Annotated in this window: 11 protein-coding genes and 2 pseudogenes; 2 read left to right on the top strand and 11 right to left on the bottom strand. The window is 56.5% G+C overall.

The window, feature by feature from the left end:
• Nucleotides 1-155 precede the first annotated feature (155 nt).
• Nucleotides 156-1,400, top strand: a complete 1,245-nt coding sequence (locus ABXS05_RS30805; protein ID WP_367626546.1) for an aspartyl protease family protein — start codon at nt 156-158, stop codon at nt 1,398-1,400.
• 65 nt (nt 1,401-1,465) lie between these two features.
• Here ABXS05_RS30805 and ABXS05_RS30810 read toward each other — a convergent pair whose 3' ends face one another.
• Nucleotides 1,466-2,359: a transposase gene (locus ABXS05_RS30810; RefSeq protein ID WP_367626584.1), complete on the bottom strand. Its 894-nt coding sequence runs from the start codon at nt 2,357-2,359 to the stop codon at nt 1,466-1,468.
• 312 nt (nt 2,360-2,671) lie between these two features.
• Here ABXS05_RS30810 and ABXS05_RS30815 point away from each other — a divergent pair.
• A pseudogene (locus tag ABXS05_RS30815) lies at nt 2,672-2,890 on the top strand (IS481 family transposase); the annotation flags it as partial.
• On the opposite strand, the pseudogene ABXS05_RS30820 reads toward ABXS05_RS30815, so the two are convergent.
• From ABXS05_RS30820 to ABXS05_RS30865, 10 genes and pseudogenes are all read right to left on the bottom strand, one after another.
• Nucleotides 2,854-3,643: pseudogene (locus ABXS05_RS30820) on the bottom strand (IS3 family transposase); the annotation flags it as partial. The pseudogenes ABXS05_RS30815 and ABXS05_RS30820 sit on opposite strands and share 37 nt — an antisense overlap.
• Nucleotides 3,644-3,859: 216 nt before the next feature.
• Nucleotides 3,860-4,435 (bottom strand): cytochrome b, encoded by a 576-nt coding sequence (locus ABXS05_RS30825; protein ID WP_367626547.1) that lies wholly within the window; start codon nt 4,433-4,435, stop codon nt 3,860-3,862.
• A 241-nt stretch (nt 4,436-4,676) separates the two neighbouring features.
• Nucleotides 4,677-5,639 (bottom strand): hypothetical protein, encoded by a 963-nt coding sequence (locus ABXS05_RS30830; RefSeq protein WP_367626548.1) that lies wholly within the window; start codon nt 5,637-5,639, stop codon nt 4,677-4,679.
• 530 nt (nt 5,640-6,169) lie between these two features.
• On the bottom strand, nt 6,170-7,090 hold the full coding sequence (locus ABXS05_RS30835; RefSeq protein ID WP_367626549.1) for an HlyD family secretion protein: 921 nt from the start codon (nt 7,088-7,090) through the stop codon (nt 6,170-6,172).
• A complete protein-coding gene (locus ABXS05_RS30840; protein ID WP_367626585.1) occupies nt 7,087-7,764 on the bottom strand; it encodes an ABC transporter ATP-binding protein in 678 nt (225 codons plus the stop codon). The genes ABXS05_RS30835 and ABXS05_RS30840 overlap by 4 nt, the downstream gene beginning before the upstream one ends.
• Before the next feature lie 44 nt (nt 7,765-7,808).
• Entirely contained in the window at nt 7,809-8,942 is a 1,134-nt protein-coding gene (locus tag ABXS05_RS30845) for an FtsX-like permease family protein (RefSeq protein WP_367626550.1), read from the bottom strand.
• On the bottom strand, nt 8,942-10,408 hold the full coding sequence (locus ABXS05_RS30850; RefSeq protein WP_367626586.1) for an efflux transporter outer membrane subunit: 1,467 nt from the start codon (nt 10,406-10,408) through the stop codon (nt 8,942-8,944). Before ABXS05_RS30850 ends, ABXS05_RS30845 begins: the two co-directional genes overlap by 1 nt.
• Nucleotides 10,409-10,710: 302 nt before the next feature.
• Nucleotides 10,711-12,402: a cyclic peptide export ABC transporter gene (locus ABXS05_RS30855; RefSeq protein ID WP_367626551.1), complete on the bottom strand. Its 1,692-nt coding sequence runs from the start codon at nt 12,400-12,402 to the stop codon at nt 10,711-10,713.
• 275 nt (nt 12,403-12,677) lie between these two features.
• A complete protein-coding gene (locus tag ABXS05_RS30860) occupies nt 12,678-14,006 on the bottom strand; it encodes a sensor histidine kinase (protein ID WP_367626552.1) in 1,329 nt (442 codons plus the stop codon).
• Nucleotides 14,003-14,677, bottom strand: coding sequence for a response regulator transcription factor (locus ABXS05_RS30865; RefSeq protein WP_367626553.1), 675 nt, complete (start codon nt 14,675-14,677; stop codon nt 14,003-14,005). Before ABXS05_RS30865 ends, ABXS05_RS30860 begins: the two co-directional genes overlap by 4 nt.
• Between the last annotated feature and the right edge of the window lie 194 nt (nt 14,678-14,871).

Here is a 14,871-nt window from a genome sequence, read left to right on the forward strand (position 1 = left end):
ATTTGTATATTGATATTTTTTACTTAAATTTATGTAATAATTTCTATGTTCTTATGTAAAATTGAATAATAAACTGATGACGCCTGCGCTCTTAATTAGGATTAAGCTTGCCAAGTTTGAGGGGGGTGGTAAATGAAAGGTGGAGGGTGTGTTTTGTGATTTTTTTCAAATATCACAGTATTTACAAATTTATTTATAGAGATATTAACAAAAATCTGAATTTTATATGCATTTTGGTTCTAATTATAACAGTAAATATTAATTTTTTTGTAAAAGAAAGCTTTGCTTCCGATGCGGTATCGCAAGACCTGGGTCTTGATAATGAGATGTGGGTGCCGCTTATTGATAATGGTCGACCTTTCATAGTTGTGAATGTTCAGATTAATAGTAAGTCCGTGCAAGCCTTGTTTGATACAGGCGCCGCTAAAACACTAGTTGATATTGAATTGGCTAGAAAATTCGGATTTACAATAGAAAGTCGCGGTTACATTGGCGCTGTGGGGGGGCAAGCCAATTATTATGAGACCGATCTAAAATCTCTTTCTATCGGCGGCCTCCGGCAGAGCGGGGGAAAGGTCGGAGTGGTAGACATGAGCCCTCTTCGTGGCGTAGTGGGTGATGCTTTCTCGATGATAATCGGAGCGGATATTCTTTCTCAATTTGCCGTTGAGGTTGACTGGGACCACGCTCGCCTGCGATTAATGCGTAGTGGAAACAAAAGCCTTAAAGGAATGCCGATTCCACTAAGGATTCAAGCTGGTTACAATCACTTTATTACAGAATTTTCTATCGGAGATCGGATCTTCAGAGATGTATTTCTTGATACAGGAGCTTACAATAGTGCTGTACGCGCGCTATTTATTCCCGAATTGATGGGCCCCGAGCCCCGCGTTACCGATGTCAAAGGCGCAGGCATCGGCGGCGACACGATTGTCGATTTCGGCCGAATAAACCGGGTCAAGATGGGAAAGATGTATATCGGCAGTCTTTCAGTCGAGTTTTTGCCATTTGTATGTCCTTGTTTAGAGAAGTATCAAGCGCGGATTGGCGTGAATCTATTACATCACTTTAATTTTCTTATGGATGCGCGCGCTGGATATATTATAGTTGGCCCCCGGTCGTCCGAAAAATCAGTTGAGAAGAAATCTACGAGCGGAATCCAAGGCATTTTAAAGCCGGATGGGTTGCACATTGTGCATGTCATGCGCGGCTCGCCCGCTGCCAAGGTCGGTCTCAAACCTGGCGATCGAATTTGCGCTGTCGACGGGGCACTGATGAATGCGAATAGGAACGCAGATGGGAAACGCAGCGGATGGAGTACAGATGCACCTGGAAAACAGGTGACCCTTCAACTGTGTGATGGCCGGGCGAAGCATCTCACCCTCGCCGAATTCTATTAGAACTGCTTGGCAGAATTCTAGACGCGAGCCGTCGGCCCCTAGCAACTGTGTCTAGGTAGCTGGGTTTAAGCGCCATGGAGTCGCTGTTTTAAGGATGGCATTTGCGATTGTGACCAGCTTGCGTGCAATTGCGATGATGACGAGCTTATGGGCCTTCCCCGTTCCTTTAGACGTTTGGCGAGTGGCCTCAGCCCCGCGTTGTGGCACGCGGCAGCGAGCGCAGCCTGGAACAGAACATGTCGCAGCGCCCGCCGTCCTCCGACAATCATCCTCCGGCCCCGCATTGTTCCACTGTCGTGTGGCACCGGTGCCAGGCCGGTCATGGCTGCGGCCTGGCCTGCGGTCATACGACCGAGTTCCGGCATTTCGGCGATCAACATGGCTGCCGAGATTGGGCCAACTCCCGGAATGGATCGCAGCAGTCTTGCTTTCGCAGCCAGGCATTCTTCTTGAGCAATGGCATTTTCGATCCGGCGCTCGAGAGCCCCGATCTGGTCATACAGCATGGTCTTGAGGGCGATGTCGATGTCCATGTCCCCGACATCTGCCACCACACCCTGCTTCTCGCGTGCGGAGATCTGCGCCACAAGTCGCTTGCGCATGTCGACGATCTGAGCCCGTCGGGTCGTCAAAGCTCTGAGAACGCGCAAGTTTCCACTCGGCAATGCCCGTCCAGCTTCCGGTCGGAGCAGCATGAACCCAGCGATGAGTTCCGCGTCGATCCGATCTGTCTTCGCGCGTGTGTCACGGGAAAGGGCAAAGGCCTTGATCTGGGCCGGAGGCAACTGCACGGCTCTGATCCCCGCCGCGGTAAGGGTGACCCAGAGTGCCCATTCCTGTCCGCCGGAGCTTCGAAGCCAACCTGGACCACGCCCGGCACGCGCTGGATCAGTGCGAGCGACTGTGCGTGACCTTCTGAAGTGTTGGGCAGGCGGAAACGGTGCCCAGTGGGACAGCAGAACCCATCAAGCCAGTCGCGGGACACATCTATCCCCATTACCGTCGTCGCTGCTATCATGTCACTCTCTCTTCCTTATGCTCCGCGGTCCCGCAAACGGGCCCCCGTCAACTGTTCGAGACGGTGAAGAGAGGTGGGATCAGCCTGCTAGCGCGCGTGGTCATGCCATAAGATGTTAAGCGCTGTATCCTACCCCGTCGCCGCTCCTGGCCGGGAGCGGCGACGGGACTAACCTAGCAGGCGCGAGACACATAAGGTTTTCAGTCCCGGAGTGTGATGGCGTATGTTTGTGATCGTCAGAGAGGGATGCGTTATGGGACAGGTTTTACACGGGAGCGCCAAGACCACGCACGCCGGTCGAGCAGAATTACAGCGATCGCAAGTTTCGTCCGCGGAACTGGCGAGGCGCTACGGGCTTAACGAGAAGACCGTAAGGAAGTGGCGATCGCGCGATACGGTCGAGGACGAAGCTATGGGTCCCAAGGAGCGACGCAGTTCCGTCCTGTCGGCAATCGAGGAGGCGGCGATCGTGATCGACAGCCGCCAGGCCAGCACCTTGCGGCTGAACCAGTCGACGACGGCGGTGAGATAGACGAAGCCCCCCGCCATCGGGATGTAGGTGATGTCCATCGCCCAGACCTGATTGGGCCGCGTCACCGGCAGCTTACGCAGCAGATAGGGGAAGATCTTGTGCCCAGGCGCCGGCTTCGAGGTGTTCGGTCTGCGATAGAGCGCCTCGATCCCCATGCGCTTCATCAGCGTGGCGACGTGAAGACGCCCGGTGACGTGACCTTCCGCCAGCAAGAGGCCTTGCAGCATGCGGCTGCCGGCGAAGGGGTATTCCAGATGCAGCTCGTCGATCCGGCGCATCAAGGTCAGGTCGGCGGCCGGTACCGCACGGGGCAGATAATAGACGCTGCTCCGACTGATCCCGAGCACCCAGGCCTGCCGGTTCAGTGGCAGATCGCGATCGATCATCGCTTTGCGCTCAGAAGGCCGGCCTTGCCGAGCGCGCCGGACAAGAAATCACTCTCCAGCGTCAGCTCTCCGATCTTCGCATGCAGCGTCTTCACGTCGACCGCGGGCACGGCAGCCTCGGTCTTCGCCTCGGAACCGAAGACGCCGGCAGCCCCTTCAAGAAGCTGGCTGCGCCATTGCGTGATCTGGTCGGGTGGACATCGAACTGCTGCGCCAGTTCGGCCAGCGTCTTCTAGCCCTTTACGGCTGCCAGTGCCACCTTCGCCTTGAATGCCGGCGTGTGGTTCCGCCGCGGTCGTCTCGTCATGGTCTCTCCTGTCGCGGCCATCATGCCGCCTTCAGGCAGAAACTCCACTTATCCGACCTGTCCAGTTTTCGCGAGCCAGCTCTGTTTCTCACTTCGGCGGACAGCAGGAACAGTCACAATCCCACCATGATCGGAACTTCACCGGAAGCCAGCGTTGCGATACCGGTCGGCGGAGCTCCCTAAAACCAAGGGAAAAAAATCTGCCAGGGTGGGGTGTTAGAACATACGTCGAAGCACATCCGTTGCGCCGCCCTTATCTTGCAAACCATGTTTTAAGGCTCCCGCAATATGAAGTCCGATGCAACCTAACAGGGCGTATGCACAGTATTTGTGAAGCGCCCGGTAAACAGCAAACGCATCGTCGTTCTTAGGTAAGAATTCAGGAAGGTGCGAAATGAAGAAGAAAGGCACTCCGTCGCTCTGAGTGAAGCTACTCGACATGCAATAGCCGAAAAGAGGAACGAGCAAGGTGAACGCAATAATAAGCCGGTGTATGCAATGCGAAAGCCATTTTTCCCAAGGTGCTAGATCGAAAGGTGTAGGTGGGAGGGTGGAGCTGTTTCGCCAGCGCAGCGCGAGATGCAGCACCGCCAGCAGCCAAACTAAAACACCAAACTGCTTATGAGTTGGGTATAGAAACGACAAGGTTACGACATCGTCTTCCGGAAGATCTGTCATATACCAGCCTGAACCAAGCAGAACGAATATCAGCAACGCACGAATCCAATGCAGAATGCGTAGAGATAATGGGTACTTCGCCACAAAACCACTTTGTTGCAATTTTACAGTCATGCTTGCTCCTCGTTAAGACAACGGGGTGCCATGCTATTAACGCGTCGGAGGCAAGACCCGATTGCTATATGTTTAGGAATTTTATATTCGGCGCGTGTGAATGGACGGCATGGCGATTGAAGCTGAGCGTGAATGTCGCTCTTTCAAAGACACGGCTTCGTCTCGCCATTAAAAGACCGGGCCGCCGATGCGGAACTGCGACGAATAATGTCGTCAGCTCCATGCTCCGATAGGGTATTCTCTAACTGGAACGATCATTTGCATGCTTGAGGGCTTCTTGGAATAAAGCTAACTGGAGGCAGAGGAAGAAATTTGTCTCTTCAATCAATTTGTCGCTAACCTCTACCGCTTGCCCTCCAGATATAAGTAAGTTCAGATATCCATTGTCGTCTGCATCTCGGATGAGCCGACGAACGTGTGTTCTCGAAACCGAGAAACGCTCTGCTATGACACCAAAATTGAAATGTATATTCTTTTTATGTGAACTTTTGCTAGTGTTACTTGAAACGAGGAGTTGCAACAGTATTTCATAGCCTGTCTGGCGGTTCACAAAGAGCTTAATGCCTGGTAATAGATTGCTGAGAGGTCCTCGTTCTTCAAAGTAATTACTGAGGTGTTCTGCAATATATCCTATGTATAGGTCGGATGTTCGAATTTTGGAGATATCAGATAAAGATGCGTGTCCCAATCTAAGGAGTTCTACCGAATATAGCTCGATGATTTGACGGCAAATCGTCAGAACGAGTGGATTGGCGATTATACGTCTTGTTCGGCCATCCTTCCTGTCCTTAACTTGGCTTAGGTAACCGTTTTTTCTAAGGCGTCTTAACAACGCTCCTATCTGGTTCCTGCCACCCACTCCCAGAGTACCGCAGAGTGCGACAATATCGGGGCCTTTGGCACCTATAGGGCTATTTTCTGAATTATTCGCAAGCTGGCGACTTAAGATGAAAGCACTTAGAATATGTCGGGTCTCATCTGTTATGACTTGAATCGTGGAGCGGTAAGGCCTCACAATTTCGAGGTAATTTCGAACTAGGATATTTCTGCTTTCGAAGAAACGTGCGTGAGACCCTATGAGACGAGCTTTTGTAACAATTTCTGAGGCAGGACTGGTAGCAGTGAATGTCGGTACGCTGCAATTTAGGGCCTTACTCGTTGACCTTCTGCCATTTGTGAACTCTGCCGACAGTCTTAACACCATGTCTCGTTCCGCTGTTTCGTGATCCTCAGGGGGAGCTTTCGATGGGGGTATTTGTATAATATTGATCTAGTATTGATGAAATATCTTTCATCAATACTTTGTTTCTTGTGAGAATTACTATTGAGTGGCAAAATGATAAGATGTCGTAATCCGTGTGTTTTCCGGTGTCTCGCGCTATTTCTCTTAAGATGTCCAGCTGAGATGCGAGTGTTTTTGCTTGATCATTCCATAGCTTCGCAGTTTCGAGGGTAAACGCGATGCGGCTGCGGTAATCCAGCCTTTCATTTTTGTCCATTACTTTGGATTCTCTGAGATTTTGCTTCGGTATCATTGGAGGCAGGTGAGGGCTTGTATAGTTTCGATGATGGTCTTATACTTATAAATATTGAGCTCCTGTCGAGGCAGCAGGAATGGATCTCGTTCAACTCAACCAGTCGATCCGTAACGCGAACTATGATCGATGTAGGATCATGCCGGATCGTCGATCCACGGAATTAAGCGAACATTACGGCTGTCTCGCTACGCGGCCTTTATTTCTCGTGGAAACGAACGTAGACGCGTTGCCCGATCACAAAAATATCGGGTGCTTGGATCTGTATGACGCTGTCGGCAACCCTGACATCAACGCGTTCCGTTGCGCCGTCGCTGGAGCGGCGGCTGTCGAGAAAGGCACTAACTCGCAGCACACGGCCGGGCGTAGTTGTGCGGTCATCGTTCTCAGCGACGATGTCGACGACCATGCCCGGCTTGACGCGACGCACAAAGTTTTCTTGGATCTCGGCGTGCACCACCACGGGCGTCTCCGGGATGATAACGAACATCTCCGTCATGGCCGTCGCCGAGACAACATCGCCTGCCTTGATGAGGCGACGAGCGATGCGACCAGAGGTGGTTGCGCGAACTTGCCGCTGGTCCAGTTCGTAGCGCGCATTGGCCACTTTCGCCGCGGCGAGAGCGACTGCGGCTTCTGCTCCACGTAGTTCTCCTATCAGTGCTGCCATTGCGGCTTCCGTCTCATCCAGCGCCTGCGGCGACACGGCTTGCTCCCGTGCGGCTCGACGCATTCGCTGCAGCTGACGCAGCTGAACGTCGCGACGCGTCCTCAACGATGACTGGCGAGCATCAGCCTCCTTAAGTACCGCTTCAGCCGCCTGGAGTGCCAACTCCGCGCCACGCGGATCAAGTTCTGCCAGAAGCTGGCCGCTCTTGACGGGGTCTCCCTCACCGACGAATACCCTGGTGACGATCCCGTCCCTAACGGCCAGCACACGTGCGAGCCCACCTTCAACCTCGACGCGCCCGCGAGCTGCCGCCACGATCGGGGATAGCGGGGATTTCTGGGCGTCGACGTCGGCCTGACCGTCATTGCTGGTGACGAGCACACCAGCGATCACGGTGAAGGACAACGCCAGGATTGACGACATCGCCGCGGCGGCGCGTGAAAACTTCATGTGTGGCATCTCTCTGCACAGGGGCTGGAACGGGTTCGACTGTCCTTGCGCAAACAGCCGTCCTCCATCTCCAGGACACGATCGGCCCGCGCAATCAGGCGCGGGTCATGGGATACGCATACGACGATGGCACCACTGGAATGAGCGATGTCGCGCAGCAGGGAGGTGACTGCGGCGCCATTCTCGCTGTCGAGAGCACTCGTCGGTTCGTCTGCGAACAGCAATTGCGGCTGCTTCACCAACGCGCGAGCGATGGCGACACGCTGCTTCTCGCCGCCGGATAGTTCCGCCGGGCGCAAATGCCGTCGGTGCCCTAGCCCGACGAGATCGAGCGCGGCCCGAGAGCGCCATACCGCCTCCGCTTGCGGAACTTTCTGGTAGTCGAGCACGATCTGGACCTGTTCGAGCGCGTTGAGTGCTGGAAACAAGTTGAAACCTTGAAAAACGAAGCCGCAATGGGCCAATCGGAACGCGGCGCGCGCCTCGTCGCCCAAGGCGCCGAGTTCGATGCCGAGTGCCCGTACATTGCCGTGATCCGGCAGTGACAAGCCGCTCATAACCGACAGAAGCGTGCTTTTCCCGCAGCCAGATGGACCGCTGATCAACGAAAGCTCGCCTGGGTTTAGGTCGACGGAAACTTGTCGTAGCGCTTCCGTTCGGATGTTTTGAACTATATAGGATTTGGCGAGCGATCTTACGCTTAGTGATGGGGGCATTTTCACCTCAGCAACGAGGCGGGATCGACGTGCCGCAGCCGACGCAGTGCAAGCAAGCCGGCAAGGAAGGCGACGGAGAGCACGAGAGCGCCGGAAAGAAACATGATGCCGGGCCCGAGTTGAAACGGAATGGCATTCAGGCGAGCCAGAACAGCCGCGAGCATGCTACCTGTCAATCCTAGGCCCAGCCCAATAGTGCCAACCCACCCGGCTTGCTCCACCACAATCCGGCGAAGCTTGGGGAAGGGCACACCAATCGCCCGTAGCGTCGCATATTGTGTCGTCGACGCGGCGACAGCCGCCATTAGAGTCTGACTGGTAATCAGTGTGCCGACAACCACAGCCACGACTGTTGCAAAAATGAAACCGACCCCGGCCCCGGATTCGAGTAGCCAATAACGTACGGACCGGTTGGCGAGTTCGCTTGATGTCCAGGCTTCGAAACGCCTACTCGCCTTTAGGGACGAGAGACGTGCGCGCACCATGTCGGCGGTAGCGGCGGAGCTTAGCGCAGCCAGGAAATAGGTAACGTTGTCAGGAGAGGCCAGCGAGCGATCGAGTTGGCGAACCGTCGCTAGCGACGCGATCACATTCATGCCGCCCATCGCCCTCATGCCGTGCGCTGTTCCGACGACACGTACGCTATTGCCGTTGATCTCCGCCGTGCCGCCGACCTGGGTGTTGAGTTTTTCTAGATCTCGCTCGTCGACCACAACCGTCGCGGGCTCATCAAGGAGCTTGCGCTCAACCGGCAGCACAGACTTTGCTAAACCGAGCCCATCCGGGCGGGTGTCGATGCCAAGCAGTGTCACGCTCTGGCCACCTCCGCGCTGCCCTCGCCAATCGCCACTGCCGAGCAACAGGGATTCCACACGCGTAATCCTGGGTTGAACGAGCAGGTCGGCGGATACACCAGCGTCGATGCTTCGACCGAGATCGGCGCTCTGGGTTCCCGGAAAGCCTATCCACAGATCGGCCTCAGACTGGGTCACCGGCAAGGCGTTCGTGCCTACGATGCCAAGCAACAACGCTCCCTGAACGATGATAAGGATACCGGAGAATCCCACCGAGATGATCGCTGGCAGGAAACGACGCCATTCATGGATGAGCGTTTTGCGGGCAAGCGCGACGGCCATCAACGGCGCCCCCGCGCTTCTCCTTGAAGCGTCGCCGCGCCAAGAGCCTTATAAAGCGCGACAAGTGCGAGTGCTTCGTTCTCACGAGCCAGCACGAGGCGCTGCTGTCCGTCAAGCCAGCCGCTATCGGCCTCGGAGAACTGACGGGCGTCAGCCAAACCTTCGCGCTTTAAGACACGCATTTGATGATCGCGACGGCGCAGGGCCTGGATTGCGCTGGCTTGGCGAGCTTCGCTCGCTCGTGCGGCGCGCCAGGCAGCGAATGCGGTAGATGCTTGCTGGTATGCCACGAGCACTGTCTGCCGATAGGCCGCCAGTGCTTCGTCCAGCAGCGCTCGCCGAGCATGGAAAAGCGCCTTGCGACGTCCGTAGTCAAAAAGCGGAATCTGGAGCGAAGGCCCGCCGGCCAGACGCATTAAGGAACCGTTTGTCGGCCCACCAATTCCGATCGTGCCACCGAGCCGCAATCTTGGATAAAGCTCAGCTTGGGCGATACCGACCTCCGCCGATGCGCGCAATACGCGTTGTTCGGCAGCCCGAACGTCAGGCCGCGCGCGTAGGAGGTCCGCAGGGTGCCCGACTGCCGGAACATCCTTGGCATTGGGCTGCGGGCCGTTCCGAAGCAAGGTTGGATCGGGTGCGGAAGTGCCAAGCAGCGTAGCAATTTGCTGCTGGTGCTCGACCACCCGCGACTGGAGCCGTGCAAGCTCGGAGCGGGTCTCTTCCAAGGCGGCAACACCATCCGCTTCTTCTCCCGGTAAGGCCAGCCCGGTTTGAGTGCGAACCCGCGAAAGCCGGACCCGGCGCTGCAGTGAAATAACCCGTGTTGTGGTCAGTTCTGTTTGATGCTGCGCTGAACGCAAGCCGATATAGGCTGCGGCCACGTCGGCGGTAACGACAATGCGCACAGCCTCCAAGTTCTCCTGTGCTATGCTCGCGTCGGCATTAGCGGCGCGAGCCGAATGTTCGGCAAGGCCGAACAGGCCGACATCCCAGCTCATGTCCAGACCGGCCATGACGGGGCGATGCAACGTGTCGTCGATCGTCTTGCGCGAATTTGCCGCTACGGCCTGACCGCTACCGTCGACCGTGGGGAGGAACAGGGCCGACGCGGTACTTGCCTGGGCATATGCCGCACGCAACCGAGCTTGTGCCTCGGCGATCGAGAGGTTCTGTCGTCGGGCCTCCGCCACGAGGCGTTCTAGAACGGGATCATGAAATTGCCGCCACCAGGCCTCCGCGTTGCGGGGAACGTCTCGCGCAGCGCCCGGCCCGTAGCTAGACGGCAATACTGGCGCCTGAGCGACCGTAGGTGCGGTCGTGGAGCAGCCGGATAGGACAACCGCCAAGACCGTCATCATCAATGCCGCTCTCACAATTGTACACCCCTGTTGACGCCAGTTGCACGCGATCGCTCGCGCAACGCAGCGGTGGCGCCCTGGGCGGCAGGGCGACAACGACACCATCCGCAAGCCCGTTGGACAAAGATCCACGCCATGGGGCTCGAATTGCAGCACTGTGCTGCGGGTGCCGCTTGGCGTGCGATTACTCTGTACATGACGCGTATGGCTCCACTGGTGCCTTGTCTCAGGGCATGGGCGGTTGTCGCCATGGGTAGTTGCGCCAACATTACAACGCCCCCCATCATTCCCTGCCTGGCCTCTCTAAGATCGCGAGGCAGTCAAAATGGCCCTTAGTTGTGCCAAATCGGGAATTTTTCCGCCTTTCCTCAAGGCGAACTGAGCTCCGCTTTGACGCACGGGTGCGGCTAGGCGGGTTCCGCGTGTTTCCCGGCCTGCGATCCACGCGGTTCAATAGCAACGATCCGTCCGCGCGACAGATGGATGATCCGGTCGGCCACATTGAAGTAGCGATCGTCATGTGAGATGGCGATGACGGTCTTGCCGGCGCTGCGCAGTTCGGGAAGCAGTGTGGTGTAGAACAAGGCACGATATTCCGGATCCTGATCGGCGGCCCATTCATCGAGCATCAGGATCGGACGATCTTCCAGAACGGCATGAATGAAGGCGAGACGCTTACGCTGGCCGGTCGAAAGGTCGGTCGTGGAAAAGGCCCCCCGCTCGAAGTCCACCACATTGGCCAGACCGAAGCGGTGCAACCAGGCATTGACGCGTTCCTCACTTCCTGGAGAAGCTACCAGCTCATCGAAAAGGTGGTAGTCGGCGAACACGCCTGAGAAGAGGTTGCGATAGGCCCTGATGTCAGCTGGAGCCACCGCCTGGCCATCGAGAAGCAACGCTCCCGCGTGGGGGCGGTAGAGACCGAGCAATACTTTGACCAAGGTGGTCTTGCCACTGCCATTGCCTCCGACGATGAAAGTGATCTCTCCGCGCTTGATCTCGAGGTCCGGGATGTCCAGATCGAAATCGCTATGCTGGTCAGGGGAGGCGAATGCGTAGCGTACATTACGCAGGCCAAGTGATTGTCGGAAGCAAGGGGCATTTGGCGACCGTTCTTTCTCGTCCGCTTCGTCGAGGGTAACCGCCAGGGTGCTGACGCGGCCGAAAGCTATCTTGGCTTGGCTGAAGACCGGCAAGGCACTGGCCAATTCTTCGAGTGGCCCTTTTGCGAAGAGTATGACGATGACGAAACCGGTTATCGCCTCGCCGTCGATGCCGAGATAGGGGCGTAGTGCTAGCGCAGCCGCGACAAACACAAAGACCAAGGCGATACTGGCCGTGTCGACCACCCAAAAGATCGCAAAGGCACGGCTGTTGAGGCGCGCAATATGACTGGTGAGGTCGGTGCCGCCGTATTCGATGCGTCGGCGCCGTGCGTCATTAAGCCGGAGTTCCTTTGCCCCCTCGATGATCGAGCGATATTGCTTCTGAAGCTTATCCTCCAGTCCGCGTGCCCGGTCGAAGTGGACGACCCAGTGCCCCATTGCGGCGTGGTTAAGGGCCCAGCCGATAGCGCCTAATGCCATGGCGAGGCCGAGCATCGGAGGGGACAAGATGAGGAGATAAGCCAGGCAGCCGATGACGATTGCCAGCGCGGTAGTATATCCGGCAAAATGATTGCCTAGCTCCGCAATCTTGTCGATATCGCCGTTCAGCACGGCAAGTAAGCGATCGCTCTTTTGCTGCTCGACCAAGGAGAGCGGAGCGCGCAGGATTCGACTGCAGATCTGTTGACGAAGCCTAGCGACGATCTTTTGCCCGAGCATACTGTTGCCGACGCCGGCCACGAGTTGGCCACCGAGGCTCAACGCGCACAGACCCGCGAAGCCAAGCAGCATCTGAGTGGATACCGCCGATACCAGCGCGCCGTTAATGACCGACAGCGCCCAGGCCATCGCCATGCCACCCGCACTGCCCGCGACAGTTGTCAGTAGGATGACCTTCCAGAACGGCTGGAGAAGACGGAGGATCTCACGAACAAGCTGAGGGCTGCGGATGAGGCTGGCAGATGATGGGGTTTGGTCGAAGCTGCTAGTCATGACAAATGAACACGGGTTCGCAGCGCCTGAACGCCACTAAATAGGATGCGCGAGAATCCAAACGATAAAAACGGCTTAAACTTGTAAGCAGGGCTGGTGGCGAGCGGAGACATTATACCGGCTCGATCACCCGTTGATGCCGTGAGGGCGACATAACACGACGCACAACTATTTATCTCTATGGCAGATATCATGGCCAACCTTGTCTTTAATATAAGCGGCCATTTTTCAACCGAACAATTACCGGTGCATTACATACTTTAGGTGAGCAACGGCTAGTTCGGGAAAATCAAGCTGACGGTGGTGCCGCCTCCCGGTGTCTCATCCAGCGATAATCGAGCGGCGTGAAGCGCGGCGATTTGGGCAACGATCGATAGTCCCAAGCCCGTGCCCGTGCCGTCCTGCTTGCCCCTTGCGAAGGGTTCGAAAATCGAACGGCCGTCATGAGCCGAACTCACCCCCTCTCCAAAGTCGATCACCGAGAGCCGTCCGGGCGACGCAGCTTCAACGACAACCCGTCCGCCGGCTCCACCGTGTTGCACCGCGTTGCGGATGAGGTTTGACAAACCGATGCCAATGGCCTGGGCCGAACCTGAGATGAATATCGAGCCCTCATTGGAGCAAAATTCAATCTCGACACCGGCCGTCAACGCTGCAGGAACCTCGCGCGCAGCAACCTCGCGTGCAAGACCAACGAGATCGATACGGTTCATTTGCGCAGATTGCGAAGTGAGGCGTGCCAACTGCAGAAGCATCGTGACAGTGCCGGACAGGGCCTGCAATTCGTTGATCAATTCGGTTTTGAGAGCAGGCTCTTCGACCTGCTCGAGCCGCGTCCGCAATCGGGCAAGCGGTGTCCGCAATTCGTGGGCTGCGTTCGACAGGAAACGGCGCTGCTCGCCAATGGCGGCGTCGATGCGGTCCAAAGCCCGATTGAACGCACTTGCAAGCGGGCGCAGTTCGGTTGGCTGGCTCTCGACGGGAAGCCTGGCTCCTGGTTTTGCGCCGATTTGCTCCGCGGCAGCAGCAGCCTGCTTGACCGGCTTTACCATGATCACCGGCACTACAAGGATGGTCGTCACGATAATGATCGCCAAAGCGCCGAGCAGCAGTGCGGGGCTGAAATCGGGCTCCCGGAGCAGTGAGAGAACGACTTGGGCGCTGGTATAGTTGGCGCCGCCGAGTTCGATCAGAACTTGCTGCTGATCGTTCGTTTTCGTCGAGTGTTCGAGCCGTAGGTCGTCCTCTTGGGTAAGATATGTCGAGCGGGCTTGTGGTGCTTCCCAGATATCCCTGCCAGCCAACACCCTCGCCGGCACCTTGCCGTAAGAGACGTAACCTTTCTGGGTGCTGACGAGATACCACAGCTGCGGAAATTCTCGCTGGTATGTTGAGAGCCTTTTGGTCGGAGTGACCTGGGGGCGCCCCTCATTGTCTTTGCTGACCGAGTTGCTGATCTCGCTCGCTATATCGAACTGGGCGATGTCGCCGTCGTCACCCCAGAAGGCCAGGAAACCCAGCAAAAGGCAGAAAAGAAGGGCCGACAGTAGCACGCCGAGAAGCAGTGCCGCGAACGTCGCGATAGACCAGGCCGGCCTCCTCATTCACCATCCGCCATGAGATAGCCAATCCCTCTTGCCGCTCGGATTTCGGCGCGGCAGTTGTTTTCCCGTAACCTCTTTCGTAGCCGAGATAGGTGAGCATCGAGTGCGTTGGACTGGATTTCGTCGTCGAAGTTATAAACAGCGTTTTCCAGATTCTCTCTCAGTACGACTTGTCCGGCACGGCGCATCAGCGCCTCCAGAAGAGCCAGTTCGCGCCGCGGCAACACCAGCGGCCTGCCGTCGACGAAGGCCGTGCGGGCAAAAATGTCGAACCGAAGGTTTGCAACCATTGTGCTCCCCTTCTGATCGAGTTCGTTCCTGCGAAGCACCGCTTTGACCCGTGCAATCAATTCGACAGGCTCGAAGGGCTTGGACAGGTAGTCGTCTGCACCAGCGTCCAATGCCCTGGCGATGTCATTGGGGTCGTCTAGGGCGGTTAGAACGAGGATACTGGGGCGCGGCCGCAATCGGCGAATTGTTGCGATAAGTTCGATCGCATCGCCATCTGGCAGACGACGATCCATTACGACGAGATCGAAATGGCGAACTTGCAAAGCCGCTCGCGCTTCTTCCAAAGTTGTAACGAGATCAGCCCCGCCAAGCGCTCGTTCCAGCGCATCGCGAAGCCAGTGGCCTAATTTCGCGTCATCCTCGATGACCAGTAGTCGCAAGCAGTTAACTCCCGTCAAAGTAGCGCTTCTCACCACGAATGGTTACGCCGACATTACAAAAACGGATCGGTGATCGTCGAGGGACGATCGATTGACCTCAGCAGCCGGACTTCCTTTATAGAGAAAGATCTGGGTCGCCGGACCTCCGCAGGAGGGCCTCGCACTCTGTCGATCGTACAGCTTCTTCTCTCGGA

This window comes from Labrys neptuniae (assembly GCF_040797145.1).
Lineage (GTDB): Bacteria > Pseudomonadota > Alphaproteobacteria > Rhizobiales > Labraceae > Labrys > Labrys neptuniae.

Bases quoted from the DNA above. Each gene is read 5' to 3' on its own strand.
- ABXS05_RS30825 (WP_367626547.1), bottom strand. From the start codon at position 4,435: ATGACTGTAAAATTGCAACAAAGTGGTTTTGTGGCGAAGTACCCATTA.
- ABXS05_RS30830 (WP_367626548.1), bottom strand. From the start codon at position 5,639: ATGGTGTTAAGACTGTCGGCAGAGTTCACAAATGGCAGAAGGTCAACG.
- ABXS05_RS30835 (WP_367626549.1), bottom strand. From the start codon at position 7,090: ATGAAGTTTTCACGCGCCGCCGCGGCGATGTCGTCAATCCTGGCGTTG.
- ABXS05_RS30845 (WP_367626550.1), bottom strand. From the start codon at position 8,942: ATGGCCGTCGCGCTTGCCCGCAAAACGCTCATCCATGAATGGCGTCGT.
- ABXS05_RS30850 (WP_367626586.1), bottom strand. From the start codon at position 10,408: ATGGTGTCGTTGTCGCCCTGCCGCCCAGGGCGCCACCGCTGCGTTGCG.
- ABXS05_RS30855 (WP_367626551.1), bottom strand. From the start codon at position 12,402: ATGACTAGCAGCTTCGACCAAACCCCATCATCTGCCAGCCTCATCCGC.
- ABXS05_RS30860 (WP_367626552.1), bottom strand. From the start codon at position 14,006: ATGAGGAGGCCGGCCTGGTCTATCGCGACGTTCGCGGCACTGCTTCTC.